Genomic DNA, 18,457 nt, shown 5'->3' with positions numbered 1-18,457 from the left:
TGAGATAGTCAAGTTTCTGCGGATAAGCTGACCCTCATGGAAGAAGCTGCGCGCGTCGATACGGCCCAGCTCATGGAGCTGCTCTCGGTGGCGCTCGGCGTCTATTACGGGGACTTCACCGCGGCGGCGGCGAGCGAGAACCTCACGGCGAGTCAGGGCAAAACGCTGACGGTGCTGCGCCGAGGGCCTGTTGCGATGCGCGCCCTGGCCGAGACCCTGTCCTGCGACGCGTCCAATGTCACCGGGATCATCAACCGGCTGGAGAAGCGCGACCTCGTGCGCCGCGAGGCCAGCGCGTCCGACCGGCGCGTCACCCACCTCGTCATCACGCCCGAGGGCGAGCGCGTCACCGATACGATCCGTGCGAAGATGCAGTCGACGCAAGACGGCCTGAAGAAGCTCAGTGACCGAGATCGAGATTGCCTGTTCGCCCTGCTGGAGCGTGTTTTCGTGACCGGCGCCGACTGAGCTGCCGATCGCGGCGCCGCGTCAGAAGGACGACCCGAGCAGGGTCCGCACGAAAGTGTCGGTCGACTTTCCGAGCTCTGCGGTCGTTCCCGCGGCGAGGACCCGGCCCGCGTGCAGGATCACCATTCGGTCGGCGACGCGGCCGTGAGTCAGCATCTGCACCTCGTTGCTGACCACGAGTACCGCCGCACCGGAGTCGGCGTAATCGCGCAATGATCGCCACACCCCGTACGCCGTCGCCCGGTCGAGAGAATTGGTCGGTCCGTCTGCGATGAGGACGCGCGGAGCCGGCAGCAACGCGGCGGCGAGCGCGGCGCGCTGGATCTGACCTCCCGAATGCTGACGTGGGAGAAGGTCCGAGGCCTCGGCCGGATACTGTGCGGCGGCGCACGCTCGCTCGACACTCCACGCTCGATGGCGCCGCTCCAACGCCCGCAATTGGGCGCCTACCGTCTTGCCCGAGTCGAATGCCGTCACACCTTCTTGCGGCACATAGCCCACGACGCCCTCACGCAAGGCCGCCCATTGCTGACCGTCGACAGCCACACCGTCGACCAAGACCTGGCCCAAAGATTGCGCGGCGGCGGGCAATCGTCCCGCGAGAGCCGAAGCGGCCATGGACTTTCCGGCGCCGGGCCCACCGAGCACAGCGGTGATCTGACCGGCAGGCACCACCAGATCGACCTCCGTGAGCACGGTTTCGCTCCACCGCGCGGTGTCGACACGGACGGTCAGGCAGCACAGTTCCACGGTCACAACTCACCATGGCACGCTCGAGTACCGAGCATCCACCGTTCGCCGGATGCCATCGGAGCCCATCGCGCGACCGCTGCCATGATTGCCGACCAGATTCGCGATTGCTTTCGCGACCTGCGCGGAACTGGTAGAACCGGATCAAACACGAGGTGCCGATCACGAAGCGCCGAGACGTTCGCCGACAGACTCTCCCTATCGGTCGACGCCCGCGGCTGACGTAAACGTTCGCAGATCGGCGCGCTGCCACGAGGAGACGTCATGGCTACCGACCAGAGCTTGCTGCACCGTTTCGTCATTTCCCAGCTCGGCGCAGCCGGGCTCGATCGTGCGCAGCTGATCCGGGACACCGGGGTCCCGGATTGGACGATGACCGGCCACGACGTGCATCTACCCAGTGCGACGTTCTCCCGGCTGTGGGAGGTCGGCGAACATCGTCTCGGCCCGGACGTCGCGCTGCAGGTGGCCCAGCGCTACGAGCTGTCCAGCCTCGGGCTGTACGACTATCTGTTCGCGTCCGCGCCGACGCTGGGAGCCGGGCTGGCCACCTGCGGTCCCTACATCACCGCGGTCACCACCAATCACCGATTCGACCTGGTCACCGAGACCGAGGACGAGTCCACCCTGTACCTCGAGATGCTCGACGGCGAAGGCCGTGGCAGGGACCACACCCAGCTGTGGGGCCTGTCGGCCGTCCTGAGCCGCGCGCGCCGGGTCGTCGACGATCCGCTGAACCCGGTGCGTGTCTCACTGCGTCAGGCCGCTCCCGCGCACGTGGACCGCTTTCGTGCCGTCTTCGGCTCCGCCACACTGGAATTCGACGCACCGGCCGACTCGATGACTTTCCGCTCCGCGGACCTGAATCTTCCCCTGACCACCGCTGATCCCGTCCTGGCAGCGGTTCTGGAACCGCTGGCCGCCGCCCTGGCGCCACCGCCGACCCTTGCCTCGGCCTGGCCCGCACGAGTGGCCGACGCGGTGGACGAGGCCATCGACGGCGGGGCGGTCTCGCTCGACAGTGTCGCCCAGATCCTCAACATCAGCCCTCGCACGTTGCAGCGGCGGCTGGCCGAATCCGGCACCACCTGGCGGGCCGAACTGGACCGGGCCCGCAGCGCGAGGTTGTCGCGAGCGGCGTCCGGAGGCTCGCTCAGCGGCACCAAGCAGGCGGAACTGCTCGGCTACTCCGACGCGGGCTCGCTGCGCCGGGCTGCCCGGCGCTGGGAAACGGGTTCGCCTCCGGTTCGCAACGTCACGTCCTGAGGTAGGTCGAGGCGATCTGCCAGAACGTTTCCCGCTCCAGCAAGCGGAAGTCCCACCCGTCGATGAGATCGCGGAACGTCGCGACGATACCGGCTACGTCGAAGTCATCGCGGGTCGCGGTTCCTTTCGACTCCAGCGCGGAAATCACGTAGACAGTGGCACTCTCCCTTGTCACCGCACACTCCCATCGTTCACTCACCGACCATCCGAACGTAAGTGTCGAATTACCTCGCGGCCACGACAAGAACAGAACGCGCCAATCTCGTGCCGAACACGCCAACCTCAGCTCCGAGGCGCGGGATTCACCCGTTCCGGATGAGGCCGACGCCGCCGTTCGCTGGTTGGCTGAAGCTCGCCGACCGCGCGAACGGCGGTCCGAGGCGAGGAGTGTTCGTGAACTCGTACCCGCCGATCGACGAGCACGGCATCGTCGGTGATCTGCAGACAGCGGCGCTGGTATCGGCCGCCGGAACGATCGACTGGTGGTGCGCGCCACGGTTCGATTCACCGAGTGTGTTCGCGTCGCTGCTCGACAGCGAGAAGGGCGGACATTGCTCGCTCGCCGTCGACACCACCAACCCGGTGACCGTCCGGCAGCTGTACCTGCCCGACACCGCCATTCTGTTGACGCGGTTCTCCGGACCCGACGGCGTGGGCGAGGTCGCCGACTTCATGGAGCCGATTCGCGGCACCGAACCCGCCGACCGGCACAGATTGGTGCGATTCGCGCGGGTGGTGCGGGGAAGCTTCACGTTCACTCTCGCCTGCCGCCCCCGGTTCGACTATGCCCGCGCCACCCACACCCTCGACCGAGTCGATGAACGCACCGCCGTCTTCCGTTCCGGCATCGCCGATCTGCACCTGCAATCCACCGACCCGATCGCGTTGCACCCCGACGGCGCCGACATCACCGCGCGATTCACCTTGTCCGCCGGTGAGCGAGCCGCGGTCGTGCTGACCACCGCTCCCGCGGGCGCGGACTTCTCGTCGGCACCGATGTGGGCAACGATCGCCCACGAGTTCGACCAGTGCCGTCGCTTCTGGCAGACCTGGTTGCGCTCGTCCACCTACCGCGGGCGCTGGCGGGACATGGTCAATCGGTCCGCGATCACCCTCAAACTGCTCACCTACGCCCCGACCGGCGCGCCGATCGCCGCGGCCACCATGGGATTGCCCGAACAAATCGGCGGCGAACGCAATTGGGACTACCGCTACACCTGGATCCGCGACGCCTCGCTGTCGGTGCGGGCGCTGAGCGACCTCGGCTTCACCGAGGAGCCCTATGCGTTCCGTCGCTGGCTGCGCGACCGGGTCGACGCGGGCGGCACCGCCTCCGGCGAACCCTTGCAGATCATGTACCGCGTCGACGGCGACCCACGCCTGGACGAAATAACGCTGCCCCACCTGGAGGGATACCAGGGTTCGGCGCCGGTCCGGGTCGGCAACGGCGCAGCTGACCAGATCCAGCTCGACATCTACGGCGAGGCAGCGGACGCGCTGGCGCAGGGGACCGATATGGCCGCCATCGCCGGTTGGCGGACATTCAGCCGCCTTGTCGACTGGCTCGCGAACAACTGGGATCGCCCCGACGAGGGCATCTGGGAAACCCGCGGCGGCCGCCAGGAATTCACCTACAGCCGCCTGATGACCTGGGTGGCCTTCGACCGCAGCATCCGCATGGCGAACGCGCAAGCCAGGCCCGCCGACGTGGTCCGCTGGACCGCCGAACGCGACGCGGTCTTCCGGCAGATCATCGACCGCGGCTGGAGCGAGAAACGCCAAGCGTTCGTGCAGCACTTCGCCACCGACGTCCTGGACGCCTCGCTGCTGCTCATGCCCCGGATGAGATTCCTGTCCCCCACCGACCCGATGTGGCTGAGCACCCTCGACGCCATGGACAAGGAACTCGTCAGCGACAGCCTGGTCTACCGATACGACCCCGAGGCGTCACCGGATGGCCTGCTCGGCACCGAAGGCACCTTCAACCTGTGCAGCTTTCTCTATGTCGAGGCCCTCGCCCGGACCGGCCGCTTGCAACAGGCCCGCTACGCGTTCGAGAAGATGCTCACCTACGCCAACCACGTCGGGTTGTTCGCCGAGGAGATCGGTCCCTCGGGTGAGCAGCTGGGCAACTTCCCGCAGGCCTTCACCCACCTGGCCCTGATCGCCGCTGCCATCGCGCTGGACGAAGAACTCGATCGCGCCGAGGCCGAGCCCGCGCCGGACTGATCAGCTCACCCACTATGCGAACACGTCAGACAGCGCAGGATGCACTTCATGCCATTGTGCACAGCATGCCACTTCGCTCAGCTCTCGGCGGCGACGACGCAGAACTCGTTGCCGTGCGGGTCCTGCAGCACGGTCCAGGCGAAACCGGGCAGCGAGTGTTCGCCGTGGACCGTGGCTCCCAGTGCCGTCAGCCGGGCGACCTCGGCCGCGCGAGCCGTGGTCTGGAAATCGATGTGCACCCGGTTCTTGGTCTCCTTGGTTTCAGGAACCAGCTGGAACGCGAGATAACGCCCCTCCCCGAAACCGACGCCGGGCGGGGTGATCATGATGTAGTCCCCGGAGTCGACGAGGACCGTGTAACCGAGGGCGGAGCTCCAGAACTCGGCCAGTTCGGCGGGATCGTTGCTGTCGATGGTGATGCCGCCGACAGTGATGGTTTCCGACATGGACGAAACGCTAGGCCGTGGCACCGACAAGTTCCGATGGACGCGGCGCACGTGCCAGACTGGGCGACGTGAGCGGGCCGGTGAAGAAAACCAGTGGGGCGCAACCGAACGACAAGCCTTCGCGTGAACGCGGGGACGTGATCGGTGGCGGGATCCTGTGGCTGGCCAAATGGGCGCTGTGCATCGTGGCGATCGCGGCGGGCGCATGGGTACTCGGCACGATCACCGCCCGGCTCTGGGTGGTGATCCTGCCCGTGGCACTGGCGGTCGTGGTGACCACGATCCTGTGGCCCCTGACCCGCTGGCTGATCCGGCGCAAACTGCCACCCGCGCTCGCCGCGTCGATCACGCTACTCGGGTTCGTCGCACTGCTGGCCGGGGTCGTCGCCTCGATCGTGCCCTCGGTGGCCGATCAAGCACCGCAGCTCGCCGACAAGGCCACCGACGGGGTCAACCAGGTACGCGGCTGGATCCAGGGACCACCGCTGCGCATCCGCGACGAGCAACTCGATTCCGCGGTCGAGGCGATCATCGGACGACTCCAGTCCAGCGGCGCACAGATCGCCAACGGTGTGTTCACCGGCGTGTCCACCGCGACATCGCTACTGATCACCCTGTTCCTGGTCCTGGTGCTGGTGTTCTTCTTCCTGAAGGACGGGCCGCGTTTTCTGCCCTGGATGCATCAGGTGTTCGGCAACCGCAGCGGCCGCCACGTCGAAGCCGTTTTGGAGCGGGTGTGGGCCACTCTGGGTGGCTTCATCCGGACCCAGGCGATCGTCAGCATGGTCGACGCCGTCCTCATCGGCGCGTCGCTGTTCATCCTCGATGTGCCACTGGCGTTGGTGCTGTCGGTGATCACCTTCATCGGCGGATTCATCCCGATGGTCGGCGCGTTCGTCGCCGGTGCGCTCGCCGTCCTCGTCGCGCTGGTCGGCAACGGGCTCACCACGGCATTGATCGTGCTCGGCATCGTCATCGCGGTGCAGCAGCTGGAAGGCAATGTGCTGCAACCGGTCCTGCAAAGCCGCAGCATGGAACTCCACGCCGTCATCGTGTTGCTCGCGGTCACCGCGGGCGGCTCGCTCTACGGCATCACCGGGGCCTTCCTCGCCGTGCCCGTCGTGGCGATGATCGCGGTGATCATTCGCTACATCGGCGAGCAGATCGACATAGCCACCGGAGCACAACCAGCAGTCGACGCGCCCGATGCCGACGAAGCCGAGACCGGCGAGGCCGCGGTGGCCTCGCCGGCATCCGGCTCCGGAGCAGCGCCCGACCCCAGCACCTAACCCCGCGCGCATCCGGCTCAGCGTCCGCCCGAAATCTCCGCACGATCGCGGCCGTCCTCGCCTACTCCGACACCGAACGAATCCGCGCCGATGCGCGACCGATCGGCCAGGGCGACCACGCCCGCCGCTGCCGTGGCGGTCGCGGCGGCAGCGACCGAACCAACCCAGCCGAACCAGCCGATCGCCGCCGCGCCGAACGCCGTGCCGAGGCTTCCTCCCACGAAGTAGACGGACATGTAGGCGCTGTTGAAGCGAGCCGGCGCGGAGGAATCGATGGCCAGCACCGCACTCTGATTGGCGACTTGCGCGGCGAACAGTCCGGCGTCGAAAAGGCCGAGACAGATCAGCGTCACCACGGTGTTCGACAGCGCGACGGACAAGACCACGACCGAGCTCAGGGCGAGCGCGAGACCGACCAGGATCACCTTCCGGTGGCCGACTCGATCGGTCCAGCTGCCGGCGATCCTGGTGGCGAAGACGCCCGCCAGCCCCGCGCAGGCATACAGGCCGATCCGTTCGGGGGTATACGAGTACGGCGGCTGCGACAGCGCCACCGCGAGCCCAGCCCACACCGCACAGAACGCGAAGAACCACAGCGCGCCTCGCGCTGCCGCCCAGCGCAACGCGGCGAAGCGGGCGAACAGGCCGGGCATCCCCCGCACCGTATCCAGATATCCGGTAGCTGCCCGCCCACGCACCGCGGGCAGCACCACATACGACACTGCCGCCACCACGACACAGGGCACCACGAACACCAGCAGCATTGCGCGCCAACCGATCATCTCGGTGAGCCAGCCACCGACGATGCGCCCGGCGAGGATTCCGGCCGAAATGCCCGCGGTGACGATCCCCAGAACCGTGGCCTGCCGACGAGGGGCCGCGAACCGCCCTGCCACCGAACTCAACTGGGCTCCGACCGCCGATCCCGCGCCGACCACCCCGAGGACGATCCCCAAGGTCAACGGCGAACGGGCCGCCGCCCCGGCGACCGAGGCCAGCGCCAGCGCCGCGAACTGCGCCGCCACCACGGTGCGGGGCGCGAACCGGTCCACCAGCGGCACCAGCAACACCAACCCCGCCAGATAGCCGATCGGGCCGCAGGCCAACGCGGTGCCGATCGCCGCCGCGGAGGTGTCCAGCGATCCGGCGACCTCGGCGACGGCCGGTTGCAGCAGGTACACACTCGCGGTCGCCAGCGCGGCGGCCAGCGCCATGAACCACACCACCGGCGCGCGCAACGCAATGGTCGAAATCTCCGGAATCCGTTCGCTGTCCATGGCACCGACGATAGGAATCGCGCCGCTTCGGATCCGGCGGAAAACGGACGGCACCGTCGGTCAGCGCGATGCGCTGTGCCCCGAACCCCGCGGGTCGTCGCATGGTGTGATGGCCGCGGTGACTCGGTCAGCCAGCGCGCGCAGGTGCTGGATCAGTTCGGGCGGTTCGTGTACGTGGAATCCGAAGCCGAAAAGCCCGGTGTAGACCGCTATTTCGTCGAGCGAGTTCGAGCCGGTGCGCAGCAGGCAGTGCCCTTCGTCGATCGCTTCGATGACTCCGACAGTCGGCGGGATGCGATCCGCCGCCACGGCCGCCGACACCTCCAGCGTGATGCGGGCCTGATAGCGGTAGGCGGAGGTGCTGACACCGCGCGATACCCACCCGCCCAGGTCGACTTCGGGCGCCTCGCGTGGGGTGAAGCGTGGCCCGGTGGGGATTCGCGGGCGGAGTCGGTCGACGCGGTAGGTGCGCCAGTCCTGCTTCTCGACGTCCCAGCCGACCAGGTACCAGCGCCGCCCGGTGTGCACGAGTCGATGGGGCTCGGCTGTTCGCCGGACCTCGGCGCCGTCGTGGGTGCGGTAGTCGAATCGGAGCTGTTCGTGGTCTCGGATCGCGGCGGCGATCGCGGTCAGTACCTCGGGGTCGACCGTTGCGGTTCCGGCGGGCACGGTGACGGTCGCGGCGTGCAACGCCGAGACCCGGTGTCGCAGCCGTGGCGGCAGGATCTGCTCCAGTTTCGCCAGCGCTCGTAGCGAACTCTCCTCGATGCCGGTGACCGATCCGCCCGCGGCCGTGCGCAGTCCGAGGACAACGGCGACCGCCTCGTCGTCGTTCAGCAGCAGCGGTGGCAGCTTGGTGCCCGCGCCCAACCGGTATCCGGCGGTGCCGGCCACCGCGTGTACCGGGTAGCCGAGGGTGCGCAGCTTGTCGATGTCGCGACGGACCGTGCGAGCGTCGACCTCGAGGCGTTCGGCCAGGTCGGCGCCGGTCCACACCCGGGGCGTTTGCAGCAACGACAGCAGTTCGAGGAGGCGAGTCGAAGTTTCCAACACAGTTCGCATTCTTCCCCACTGCTAGGGCAGAACCTGTCCTAACTGTCTCGTAGCGTGGTTTTCATGAGCGAAGCAATCACTCCCTTCCGCATCGACGTCGCGCAGTCCCAGCTCGACGATCTCCATCGACGTCTGGACGACACCCGCTGGCCCGACGGTGTGACCGGGGTCGGCTGGGCGCAGGGTATTCCGCTCGACTACACCCAGGAACTCGTGCGGTACTGGCGCACCACCTACGACTGGCGAGCGCAGGAGGCGCGCCTCAACGCGTTCCCGCAGTTCCGCACCGAGATCGACGGTCACGCTGTGCATTTCCTCCATGTCCGGTCGGCCGAACCCGGTGCGATGCCGTTGATCCTCACCCATGGATGGCCCGGATCGATCGTGGAGTTCCTCGACGTGATCGGGCCGCTGACCGATCCGGTCGCGCACGGCGGCCGGGCCGAGGACGCGTTCGACGTGGTAGTGCCGACGATTCCCGGCTTCGGGTTGTCCGGTCCCGCGATCGGCTGGTCGACCAGCCGGGCCGCGCGAGCCTGGGCCGAGCTGATGCGCCGACTCGGCTACGAGCGCTACGCCGCCCACGGCGAGGACACCGGTGCTGCCATCTCGCGCGAACTGGCGGTGCTCGATCCCGACCACCTCGTGGCGTTGCACGTGACCATGATCGCCTCGGCCACCGTCACTTCCGAGACGGCCGATCTCGACAGCCCGGCCGAGAAGCGGGCCCTCCAGCTGGCTCAGCGCGCCCAGTACGAACTCGGCGCGTACGCGATGCTGCAGGCCACCCGCCCGCAGACACTGTCCTACGCGCTCACCGATTCCCCCGTGGGGCAACTGGCTTGGATCGTCGAGCGCTTCAAGGACTGGACCGATTCGACCGATGTCCCCGAGGACGCCGTCGACCGTGACACGATGCTCACCAACGTCATGATCTATTGGCTCAACGGCACCGCTGGTTCCTCGGCGCGCTATTACTACGAGGGCGCCGCGACGTGGGGCCGGCCCGAGCCCGCGACCGAGGTGCCGGTCGCGGTGGCCGTGTTGCCGAACGACCTCGGTGTCCCCGTCCGTCGCATCGCCGAACGCAACCACACCATCGTGCGCTGGACTGAATTCGATCGCGGCGGCCACTTCGCGGCCATGGAGGAACCCGACCTGATCATCGACGACCTGCGCGCCACCTTCCGCGACTTCCGGCGATAACGCCTCCTCACAGACACCCACGACAGAAAGCGACACAGAGCATGGCTTCCGTGCACAAAGAGATCCTCATCGACGCCGACCCCGCACAGGTGTGGGCGGTCATCAGCGACTTCACCGACGGCCCTGTCCGGATGGCCCCGGGATTCGTCACCGACAGCCGACTCGTCGAGCCCGGGGTCAGGACCGCCACTTTCGCCGACGGAACAGTCGTTCGCGAGCGCCTCATCGCCTTCGACGAGCAATCACGCCGAATCGCCTATTCCGTCATCGGCGACACCATGCGGCCCACCCACGACAACGCGTCGATGCAGGTCTTCCCCCACGGTGACGGCCACAGCCGATTCGTCTGGATCCACGACGTCCAACCCGACGACCTCGCCGTCCCGATGGGCGCGGCAATGGACCACGGCCTGACCATCTTCAAGCAGACGATGGAGACCAGCCGCTAACACCCCGCGCCATGCACCGAGAGGCTCCAGTCGGGTCGGGGTGGCGCTGCGTGGACCGAACGCGCTACCCGTGCGGTGGCGTCGATGATCACAAGCTCTCGGTGGCGGTCAACGCAGGCCGGGAATCACTTTCGCTGCCGCGATCACCGCGGCCAGGTAACGGTCGCGTTCGGCCCTGGTCACCGCGGCCCGCATCGGGCCGACGATCAGCTCCGCCAGCACATCCCCGCCGGAGCCGAAGACGGGCGCCGACACGTAACTGATCGGCAGTGCCACATCGGTGTCGAGTTCGGCAGGACGATAAGCCGTGCCGCTGATCTCCCCGAGCAGCGCGAGCACCCGTTCGCGCAGCGTTCGGCTGACCGGATCGTGGGCGAGATGGTCGACGACGTCGGCGAGGACATCGAGGGTGGCGACGCTGCGGGAGTCGACCCCCCAGACCGCGGCGCCGACGACGCGGATGTCGCCCAGAAGCCGCTCGAATTTCACGCGATCTTGCGGCTCGGCAGCCGCCAGCCACGGTTGCCGGATCAGGTCGGCGGAATGGGCCACGATCGTCGCCGCGGCGGGCGGGATGAGCGGCAATCTGGTGCCGACCGAGATTCCGGCGGGAATTCGTCCACGGTTCTCGACGACGGCGCTGAACAGGATCTCGGCGCCGTCGACAACAACCAGTGCGACACCACAATCCACGTCCTGCGCCAGGCCCTGCAGGGCGGCGTGCAACGACGAGTCCTCGGCGAGCTTGCTTCGTTCTCGCTCGGCGGTCCGCAGGAACGCGGGACCCAACTCGTAGGTCAGATCACCGCGGCGAGTGACCCACCCGCGCGCCCGCAGCGCGGAGAGCACGTTGCCGACCGTCGACCGGCTCAGCGCGAGGCAATCGGCGATCTGCGCCGAGGTCTGCGGTTCAGCCGCGTCGGCGAGAAGTTCCAGCACGGACACGACGCGCTGTGTGGGCGGTGATGCATCGACAGGCTCCACATTGTCGCCCACCGCGCCTCCTCCCCTCCGCCCTGGAGTACCTATTCGCACACCACGATACAACTATTCGGTTTCTCGAGTGTGATTGCGCAGCATCGTCGCGATCAGCACCGCAGCGAGCCCGACCAGCGCGGCGGCGATCGTCAGGGCATAGGAGAACGCTTGGGTCGCGGCCTGCCGAGCGTCGATCGAGCCGGCCGAGGAGTCACCGCGACGCGTGGCGAGCGTCACCAGGATCGCCAAACCCAGTGCGCCGCCGAGTTGCTGGACAGAGCTGAGGACGGCGGAGCCGATTCCGGCGTTGTCCTCGGTGGTGCCGGTGACCGCCAACGCGGGCAGGCTCATCCCGCAGCCGATGCTGGTGACGAGCAGGGCGGGCAGCACCCCCGAGGCGTAGCTGTCGTGGCCGTCGATGCCCGACATCAGCACCAGGCCCACCGCGCTGACAAGGAGTCCGGTCACCAGCCCAGCACGCTCACCGAGCCGGTTCACCGCCCGCGACGACACCCACATCCCGGCCAGAATCCCCGCCCCGAAAGGCAGATACGCCAGACCCGCGATGAAAGGTCCGTAGCCGAGAACGGTCTGGAGGTGCAGCATCAACAGGAAGGCCATCGCGTAGAAGGCGGCGGAGAACAGCAGGGTCGCGCCATTGGCCACCGCTCGTGGCCGAAAAGCCAGGAACGACAACGGAACCAGCGGTTCTTCGGTGCGCCGCTCCACGATCACGAACGCGACCGCCAGCAGGACCGCAGCGATCATCGCCATCGTGGAACCGAGCTCGCCCCAACCGGTTTCGGACGCGCGCAGCAAGCCGTAGACCAGTAGCACCGGTGCGCCGGTGATGAGGGCCGCTCCCACGACATCGACCCGCGTACGTGGTCCACTCCGGCTCTCCGCGACCCACCGTGGCAGCAGCACCGAGGCCACGACAACGACCGGGACGTTGATCAGGAAAATCCACCGCCACGAAGCGAACCCCGTCAGAGCCCCGGAGATCACCAGCCCGGATGTGGCGCCCACCGCGGCCGTCGCCCCCCAGATGCCGATCGCCTTGGCGCGTTCGCCCGCACCCGGATAGAGCAGAGTGAGCAGCGCGAGCGCGGCCGGGCTCGCCATCGCCGCACCTGTGCCCTGGACGAATCGCCCCGCCACCAACTGCCACGGTTCCTGCGCGAGCCCGCACAACACGCTCGCCACGCCGAAAACGGCTACGCCGCTGAGGAACACCCGGCGCCGACCCAGGAGATCGGCCACTCGGCCGAACAGCAACAGGAACCCGCCGAAGGCGAGGATGTAGCCGTTCACCACCCACGCGAGACCCGCGGTGGTGAATCCGAGGTCGTCGCGCACGGTGGGCAGCGCGACACTGACCACGTTGTCGTCCAGATTCAACATGAACTGGACCAGGCAGAGCACGATCAGCACAGCCCGGCGCCGAGCCACATCTGCGCCCGAGCCGGATTCCGCCGTAGAGATCGAAGTCATGCATCGACGGTAGGCAGCGAAGACAGATGGCCGCTAGACGTCACCAGGCCAACTGATAGCGCATTGAGGACATAGACTCGGAATGTGCCCGAACCCGCCTTCGAACCCGCTCCCCCGGGCGTGGGCGCGATCGTCGTCGGCAGCTTCCCGCTCGCGGCCGGACAGTGGACCCACGAGCACTACCACCCCCAGCACCAGCTGGCCTGGACACGCAGCGGCGTACTCGGAGTCGCTGTAGGACAAGCGCATTGGATCGTGCCGCCGACCCGCGCGTTATGGCTGCCCGCAGGAGTCGCGCACAAGACCGGCGCGAGCCGCGACGCCGTGCTGTGCAGCCTCTATTTCGAACCGGACCGCTGCGCGCTGGACTGGCCCGAACCCACCGCGGTCCGCGTCGACGGCCTGCTGGCCCACTTGATCGTGCACCTCGCCCAGAGCACACTGGCCGATGATCAGCGGCTCCGCGCCGAGGCGGTCGTCCTCGACCTGTTGCAGCCGCTGCCCGCGACGCCGATCGACGTGCCCCACCCCGTCGACGAACGAGTACGCACAGTCGCCGACGCGCTACTGGACAACCCGGCCGACCCGCGCAGCCTGGAAGCCCACGCCCGGGCCGTCGGCGTGAGCCGTCGCACGCTCACCCGATTGTTCGTGCAGGACACCGGGATGAGCTTCGACCGCTGGCGCACCCACGCGAGAATCCAGGCCGCGCTGCCACTGCTGGCCGACGGCCGCCCCGTCTTCCTCGTCGCGCACACCGTCGGATACGCCACCGCCAGTGCGTTTCTCGCGGCCTTTCGCCGAACGGTCGGCACATCGCCGCGGCGATACCTCGACGGCTGAGCCGAACAGCCCTGAAGCCCCCCACGACCAACAGGTGATCGGCAGCCCCTGCCGCACTCCGTCAGCTGCCTCCGGTGGACCCGTCCACCGGACGTCTGACGCTGAGCTGGGACATCCAGGCGACGCTGTCGATCGTCGCGACCCGCACCTCGGTCGCGATCGCTTTCATGTGCCCCTCGTCGAAGAGCGCGAGCGAGGCGCTACTGATCGTCCCCGCCTCGTCTACGCCGGCTCTCCAGCTGTCCGCCAGCCGTTTGTTCATCTCCGCCACCGCGTACCGGCGCACCCGATCCCAGCTCAGGTCCGGATGCACCTCGTTCACGGTCCCGGTGCACAGCCAGTCGTCGAGCGTCATTCCGAACAGTTCCGACCACTGCTCGGTATAGGTAGTCACTGACTCGCTCCTCTGATCGGCGCTGCGACGTCGCACGGTGTCCGACCTGAATGATAAGGCCGCCCTACCGAAATCGATAGCGGGCCTTATACATTCGCCGCAGCATCGGCCGGATCGGCAGGCGGCCCGCTCAGCTCTCCTTGACCAGGTCCGGCTCGGTCTCGGCCATCACCGCTTCACCACGCGCGACCATTCCCGCTTCGTCGGACAGTGTCAGATGCGGGATGAACAACGCGAGCGCGAACGCGAGCACCGCACCCGGGATCAGGTACCAGAACCCGGGGACCAGCGCGTCGACGTAGGCGCTGACGATCGCGTCGTGCAGGTTGTCCGGCAGGTTCTTGACCACCGAGGGAATCAGTGCGCTCGGATCGATTTTCGCCGCCGCCGCTTCCTGCCAGTTCGCCTGGAACGCGCCGGTGAGGTTCTCGGTCAGCCTGCCGGTGAAGATGGAACCGAAGATCGCGATGCCCAGCGCGCCACCCATTTCACGGAAGTAGTTGTTGGCGCTGGTCGCCGTGCCGATCTGGTCGGGGGCCACCGCGTTCTGCACCACGAGCACGATGATCTGCATGATCAGGCCGAGGCCGGCGCCCATCACGAACAGCATGGCCGAGACCAGCCACATCGAGGTGTTGGCGTCCAGGCGGGTCAGCCACAGCATGTCGATCCCGATCAGCGCGGCGCCGATCGGCGGGTACACCCGGTAGCGACCGGTTTTGGTGATCGCGTTCATCGAGGTGATCAGCGTGAGCATCATGCCGATCATCATCGGGATCAGGAGCAGACCCGACACCGACGCGGAGGTACCGCTGGCCATCTGCAGGTAGGTCGGGATGAAGCCGATGGCCGCGAACATCACCAGGCCGACGAGGAATCCGATCAGCGAGGTGAGCACGAAGGTGCGATTGCGGAACAGCCACAGCGGCAGCATCGGCTCCTCGGCCCTCGACTCGACGAACACGAAGGCCGCGACCACGATGACGAGAGCGGCGATCATCGACACCATCACCGTCGAGCCCCAGGCGTACTGCTTGCCGCCCCAGTCGGTGATCAGGATCAGCAAGGTGGTCGCGGTCGACATGAGCACGATGCCGAGGTAGTCGGGCCGGAACTTGGGCCGATGGCTGGGGATGTTCAGGTAGCGGAAGGCGATGAACAGCGCGGCGATGCCGATCGGCACATTGATCCAGAAGCACCACCGCCAGTCGAGATGGTCGGCGAACAGTCCGCCGAGCAGCGGTCCGGCGACCGAGGTGATGCCGAAGACAGCACCCATCGGAGCCATGTACTTGCCGCGGTCCTTGGCGGGCACCACATCGGCGATGATGGCCTGCGCCAGGATCATCAGACCGCCGCCACCCACACCTTGCAGACCGCGGAACGCGATGAACTCCCAGAAGCTGGTCGACGCGGCGGCGCCGATCGACGCGGCGGTGAAGACGGTGATCGCGAACAGGAACAGCCATCGCCTGCCGAACATATCGCCGAGTTTTCCGTAGATCGGCATCACAATGGTGGTGGCGAGCAGGTAAGAGGTGGCGGTCCAGGCCATGTGCGAGACACCGCCCAGTTCGCCGACGATGGTCGGCATCGCGGTGCCGACGATCATCTGATCGAGGCTGGCCAGGAACATGCCCGCGATCAGAGCGGAGAAGATCAGCCAGATCCGCTTCTGCGTCAGGACGATCGGGGTGGGCGGCGAGTCGGCCGTCGTGGTCATCGGAGCGTCTCCCTTGTGCTGTCGTCCGGCCGGAACAGCCGGGAGGCCATGGCGCAGTGCTCGTGCAGCGCTGCCGCCAGCGACCCGTTCGGGTCCGCGGCCAGCGACATCGCCGCCCGCGTGGTGATGGTTGTCATGATTCCCGCGGTGAGCGAGGCGAATTCGGGGTCGACGTCGGCCCCGCACCTGGCCGCGAGGAGTTCGGCGATGGCGGCCTCCATCCGGGCGCCGGAGGCGATGAAGGCGGCGAGCACTCTCGGCTCGGCCATCACCAGTTTCGTGACCAGCGAGATACCCTCGCGCACTTCGCTTTCCGGCTGGAAGCCCGCGGCGTGCAGCCAGGTGAGGTCTTCGATGAGCACACCGGTCGGACCCCCTGCGACGAATTCGCTTCTGGCTTCGGGCGTACCGATCTCACCGATCGGGCCGACCACCGCGTCCAGCTTGGTCTCGTAGTAGTTGAAGAACGTGCGCGGCGAGACGCCCACGGCCTTGGCGATGTCGTCGACGTTCGTCGCGTCCAGCCCGTGCTCGACCGCCAATCGCCGCGCGGCGAGGCAGAGGTCGAGCAGGGTCCGTTGCTTCTTCTGTTCACGCAGACCGACCGCGGCCTGTTTGACCGGCTCCTGAGTCACGCCCATAAATTAGCACAAACTGCAATATTTCAGGAACTGCAACTATTTGCCCGAGAAGCGGGCCGACTCTTCGGGCAGGTCGACGCCGCGTTGATGCCGGGAAAAGGACCGCCCCGGGGCGACACTGGAAGTCGTGGACATCGACCCCGGGGACAGCGCTGCGCAGGCGCCCGCGCGAACCAGAATGCCGACGTGGCTACCTCGGGCAATGGTGCTGGCACTGGCATTCTTCGGACTGTTCCTGCTCGCGGACTGGGCGTTCCACCGGCTGACCGGCATCCTGATCATCTTGTTCGTCGCGTTCTTCATCTCGCTGGCGATGGAGCCGCCCGTCGCACTGCTGGTGCGGCGGGGGGTGCCGCGTGGTCTCGCCACCGGCCTGGTATTCGTCGCCACCTTCCTCTGCGTGCTGGCCTTTCTCGCCGCACTGGTGACCCTGCTCGTGGAGACGGCGACCAACCTGGTCCATGAGACGCCACGACTGCTCGACGAGGGCGTGGACTGGGTCAATCACAGCTTCGGACAGCACTTCACAACGCACGACCTGAGTCAACGGCTGCTGCGCGAATCAGACCTGCTCGAGAGCTACGCGCACACCGCCGCCGACAATGCCTGGGGCGTGTCGACCACGGTCCTGGGCGGCTTGGCCCAGGTCCTGACCATCGCGCTGTTCAGCGTCTACCTCACCGCGGGCGGCCCGAAGGTGCGGCGCACGGTGTGCTCGCTCCTGCCGCCGGCCCGCCAGCAGACCTTCCTGCACGCCTGGGACCTCGCCATCGACAAGACCGGCGGCTACCTGTTCTCGCGGTTGCTGCTGGCGATCGTCTCCGCGATCGTGCACGGGGTATTCCTGTCGATCCTGCACCTGCCCAACCCCATCGCGCTCGGGGTCTGGTTCGGCGTGATCTCCGCGTTCATCCCGACCATCGGCACCTACATCGCCGCGATCGTTCCGGTCTTCGTGGCGCTGACCGTCGACCCGATGGACGCGGTATGGATCATCGTATTCGCGGTTGTCTACCAGTGGTTCCAGGACTATCTGCTACAGCCTCGGATCACCGCGCGCACCGTCGACGTCAATGCCGCGATCGCCCTGCTGTCGGTACTCGCCGGTGGCGCGCTGCTCGGCGCGGTCGGCGCGCTGTTGGCCATTCCGGCCACCGCGACAGTGCAGGCGTTCCTGTCCGAATACGTCAAACACTATGCGGTGACCGAGGATCCGCGCATCGATCAGACGACACCGCGCCGCAAACGTTCCGCCCACGCAACCACAGACGCAGCCGCAGCCGAGGACGCTGTCTCGCAGAAGGACAGCGACTAGGGCGCGTCCCCGTAGATGACGAGCCAGATCGCGCGACCGAGTGATTCGGCCAATTCCTCCTCGCCCACACCGGTTTCGGCGGCGAAGGCGACCGAGATCGTGCGTTCGACCATCGAGGTGAGAATCAGGGCGGTGGCTCGGGGATCGAGCTGCGGCCCGACGCGGCCCGACGCCTGTTCGGCCGCCAGCCGGGCACGCACCAGTTCGGCGAAGGTCGCCACTCGGGAACGCCAGTACGCACCGACCTCCCGGTCGTAGGAGCCCACTTCGGTCAGGGCGAGCAGCAGATAGCGATGGTCGCGGAACCCGCCGATCATCGCGCGCATGGCCAGCACGACTCCGGCCTGCTGATCGGTGTGCTCGGCACTCCACCACATCTCGGCCGCGGCGAACAGATCGGCGGTGGCCAACTCGGCCATCCGGATCAGCAGTCTGCTCTTGTCCGGAAAGTAGCGATAGAAGGTAGATCTCGCCGACCCGGACGCGGCGGCGATCTTCTGCACGGCGATCTCGGTGAACGGCGTGCCGTCGGCCAGCAGGTCTTCGACCGCGGTCAGGACCCGTCGTTCGAATTCCGCCCGCCGGTCGTCAGCGGGTTTGCGCGCCGATCGCGGGACACGGGTCAGTGAGGGCATC

19 protein-coding genes are annotated in these 18,457 nt (G+C 67.4%); 8 read left to right on the top strand and 11 right to left on the bottom strand.

The features are described from left to right. Positions 1-36 precede the first annotated feature (36 nt). The gene (locus ACWDXS_RS04695; protein ID WP_378990102.1) at positions 37-468 is read left to right on the top strand and encodes a MarR family winged helix-turn-helix transcriptional regulator; all 432 of its coding nucleotides are present in this window, start codon (positions 37-39) and stop codon (positions 466-468) included. A 21-nt stretch (positions 469-489) separates the two neighbouring features. Here ACWDXS_RS04695 and ACWDXS_RS04690 read toward each other — a convergent pair whose 3' ends face one another. Beyond that, positions 490-1,224 (bottom strand): ATP-binding cassette domain-containing protein, encoded by a 735-nt coding sequence (locus ACWDXS_RS04690; RefSeq protein ID WP_449962056.1) that lies wholly within the window; start codon positions 1,222-1,224, stop codon positions 490-492. A gap of 258 nt (positions 1,225-1,482) precedes the next feature. Between ACWDXS_RS04690 and ACWDXS_RS04685 the strand changes: the two genes are divergently transcribed. Then, positions 1,483-2,484, top strand: a complete 1,002-nt coding sequence (locus tag ACWDXS_RS04685; protein ID WP_379313797.1) for an AraC family transcriptional regulator — start codon at positions 1,483-1,485, stop codon at positions 2,482-2,484. Here the strand turns inward: ACWDXS_RS04685 and ACWDXS_RS04680 are convergent. Continuing rightward, complete coding sequence (locus tag ACWDXS_RS04680) at positions 2,474-2,659, bottom strand: hypothetical protein (protein ID WP_378652994.1); 186 nt, start codon at positions 2,657-2,659, stop codon at positions 2,474-2,476. The two genes, ACWDXS_RS04685 and ACWDXS_RS04680, sit on opposite strands and share 11 nt — an antisense overlap. Before the next feature lie 218 nt (positions 2,660-2,877). On the opposite strand from ACWDXS_RS04680, the gene ACWDXS_RS04675 reads away from it, so the two are divergent. Next, positions 2,878-4,713 (top strand): glycoside hydrolase family 15 protein, encoded by a 1,836-nt coding sequence (locus tag ACWDXS_RS04675; RefSeq protein WP_378990106.1) that lies wholly within the window; start codon positions 2,878-2,880, stop codon positions 4,711-4,713. 77 nt (positions 4,714-4,790) lie between these two features. Here ACWDXS_RS04675 and ACWDXS_RS04670 read toward each other — a convergent pair whose 3' ends face one another. Beyond that, positions 4,791-5,159, bottom strand: a complete 369-nt coding sequence (locus ACWDXS_RS04670) for a VOC family protein (protein ID WP_449962051.1) — start codon at positions 5,157-5,159, stop codon at positions 4,791-4,793. Positions 5,160-5,227: 68 nt separating this feature from the next. Here ACWDXS_RS04670 and ACWDXS_RS04665 point away from each other — a divergent pair, with 68 nt between their 5' ends. Next, positions 5,228-6,448 (top strand): AI-2E family transporter, encoded by a 1,221-nt coding sequence (locus ACWDXS_RS04665; protein ID WP_449962048.1) that lies wholly within the window; start codon positions 5,228-5,230, stop codon positions 6,446-6,448. Between the two features lie 17 nt (positions 6,449-6,465). On the opposite strand, the gene ACWDXS_RS04660 is transcribed toward ACWDXS_RS04665, so the two are convergent. Next, a complete protein-coding gene (locus ACWDXS_RS04660) occupies positions 6,466-7,725 on the bottom strand; it encodes an MFS transporter (RefSeq protein WP_449962045.1) in 1,260 nt (419 codons plus the stop codon). A gap of 60 nt (positions 7,726-7,785) precedes the next feature. Then, complete coding sequence (locus ACWDXS_RS04655; protein ID WP_449962042.1) at positions 7,786-8,778, bottom strand: helix-turn-helix transcriptional regulator; 993 nt, start codon at positions 8,776-8,778, stop codon at positions 7,786-7,788. 63 nt (positions 8,779-8,841) lie between these two features. On the opposite strand from ACWDXS_RS04655, the gene ACWDXS_RS04650 reads away from it, so the two are divergent. Further along, positions 8,842-9,984, top strand: a complete 1,143-nt coding sequence (locus ACWDXS_RS04650) for an epoxide hydrolase family protein (protein WP_449962039.1) — start codon at positions 8,842-8,844, stop codon at positions 9,982-9,984. A gap of 41 nt (positions 9,985-10,025) precedes the next feature. Then, a complete protein-coding gene (locus tag ACWDXS_RS04645; protein ID WP_378990117.1) occupies positions 10,026-10,433 on the top strand; it encodes an SRPBCC family protein in 408 nt (135 codons plus the stop codon). A gap of 108 nt (positions 10,434-10,541) precedes the next feature. On the opposite strand, the gene ACWDXS_RS04640 is transcribed toward ACWDXS_RS04645, so the two are convergent. Further along, positions 10,542-11,378 carry a helix-turn-helix domain-containing protein gene (locus tag ACWDXS_RS04640; protein ID WP_387444814.1) on the bottom strand — a complete coding sequence of 279 codons (837 nt, stop codon included), beginning with the start codon at positions 11,376-11,378 and terminating at the stop codon, positions 10,542-10,544. Positions 11,379-11,480: 102 nt separating this feature from the next. Then, the gene (locus ACWDXS_RS04635) at positions 11,481-12,905 is read right to left on the bottom strand and encodes an MFS transporter (protein WP_449962034.1); all 1,425 of its coding nucleotides are present in this window, start codon (positions 12,903-12,905) and stop codon (positions 11,481-11,483) included. Positions 12,906-12,989: 84 nt separating this feature from the next. Between ACWDXS_RS04635 and ACWDXS_RS04630 the strand changes: the two genes are divergently transcribed. Continuing rightward, on the top strand, positions 12,990-13,748 hold the full coding sequence (locus ACWDXS_RS04630) for a helix-turn-helix domain-containing protein (protein WP_449962032.1): 759 nt from the start codon (positions 12,990-12,992) through the stop codon (positions 13,746-13,748). 61 nt (positions 13,749-13,809) lie between these two features. Here ACWDXS_RS04630 and ACWDXS_RS04625 read toward each other — a convergent pair whose 3' ends face one another. The 3 genes from ACWDXS_RS04625 to ACWDXS_RS04615 all read right to left on the bottom strand — a co-directional run bounded on the left by ACWDXS_RS04625 (position 13,810) and on the right by ACWDXS_RS04615 (position 16,500). Then, a complete protein-coding gene (locus ACWDXS_RS04625; RefSeq protein ID WP_449962029.1) occupies positions 13,810-14,142 on the bottom strand; it encodes a hypothetical protein in 333 nt (110 codons plus the stop codon). 130 nt (positions 14,143-14,272) lie between these two features. Beyond that, a complete protein-coding gene (locus ACWDXS_RS04620) occupies positions 14,273-15,865 on the bottom strand; it encodes an MDR family MFS transporter (protein ID WP_378990125.1) in 1,593 nt (530 codons plus the stop codon). Continuing rightward, complete coding sequence (locus ACWDXS_RS04615) at positions 15,862-16,500, bottom strand: TetR/AcrR family transcriptional regulator (protein ID WP_379313566.1); 639 nt, start codon at positions 16,498-16,500, stop codon at positions 15,862-15,864. The genes ACWDXS_RS04620 and ACWDXS_RS04615 overlap by 4 nt, the downstream gene beginning before the upstream one ends. Before the next feature lie 133 nt (positions 16,501-16,633). Between ACWDXS_RS04615 and ACWDXS_RS04610 the strand changes: the two genes are divergently transcribed. Then, entirely contained in the window at positions 16,634-17,821 is a 1,188-nt protein-coding gene (locus tag ACWDXS_RS04610) for an AI-2E family transporter (RefSeq protein WP_449962024.1), read from the top strand. On the opposite strand, the gene ACWDXS_RS04605 is transcribed toward ACWDXS_RS04610, so the two are convergent. Continuing rightward, a complete protein-coding gene (locus ACWDXS_RS04605) occupies positions 17,818-18,456 on the bottom strand; it encodes a TetR/AcrR family transcriptional regulator (RefSeq protein ID WP_387444801.1) in 639 nt (212 codons plus the stop codon). The genes ACWDXS_RS04610 and ACWDXS_RS04605 overlap by 4 nt on opposite strands. Position 18,457 lies beyond the last annotated feature (1 nt).

It is taken from the genome of Nocardia sp. NPDC003183, from assembly GCF_053590715.1.
This window is presented reverse-complemented; position numbering and strand designations above follow the sequence as displayed.

Bases quoted from the DNA above. Each gene is read 5' to 3' on its own strand.
- ACWDXS_RS04695 (WP_378990102.1), top strand. From the start codon at position 37: ATGGAAGAAGCTGCGCGCGTCGATACGGCCCAGCTCATGGAGCTGCTC.
- ACWDXS_RS04685 (WP_379313797.1), top strand. From the start codon at position 1,483: ATGGCTACCGACCAGAGCTTGCTGCACCGTTTCGTCATTTCCCAGCTC.
- ACWDXS_RS04670 (WP_449962051.1), bottom strand. From the start codon at position 5,159: ATGTCGGAAACCATCACTGTCGGCGGCATCACCATCGACAGCAACGAT.
- ACWDXS_RS04660 (WP_449962045.1), bottom strand. From the start codon at position 7,725: ATGGACAGCGAACGGATTCCGGAGATTTCGACCATTGCGTTGCGCGCG.
- ACWDXS_RS04650 (WP_449962039.1), top strand. From the start codon at position 8,842: ATGAGCGAAGCAATCACTCCCTTCCGCATCGACGTCGCGCAGTCCCAG.
- ACWDXS_RS04645 (WP_378990117.1), top strand. From the start codon at position 10,026: ATGGCTTCCGTGCACAAAGAGATCCTCATCGACGCCGACCCCGCACAG.
- ACWDXS_RS04635 (WP_449962034.1), bottom strand. From the start codon at position 12,905: ATGACTTCGATCTCTACGGCGGAATCCGGCTCGGGCGCAGATGTGGCT.
- ACWDXS_RS04620 (WP_378990125.1), bottom strand. From the start codon at position 15,865: ATGACCACGACGGCCGACTCGCCGCCCACCCCGATCGTCCTGACGCAG.
- ACWDXS_RS04605 (WP_387444801.1), bottom strand. From the start codon at position 18,456: ATGCCCTCACTGACCCGTGTCCCGCGATCGGCGCGCAAACCCGCTGAC.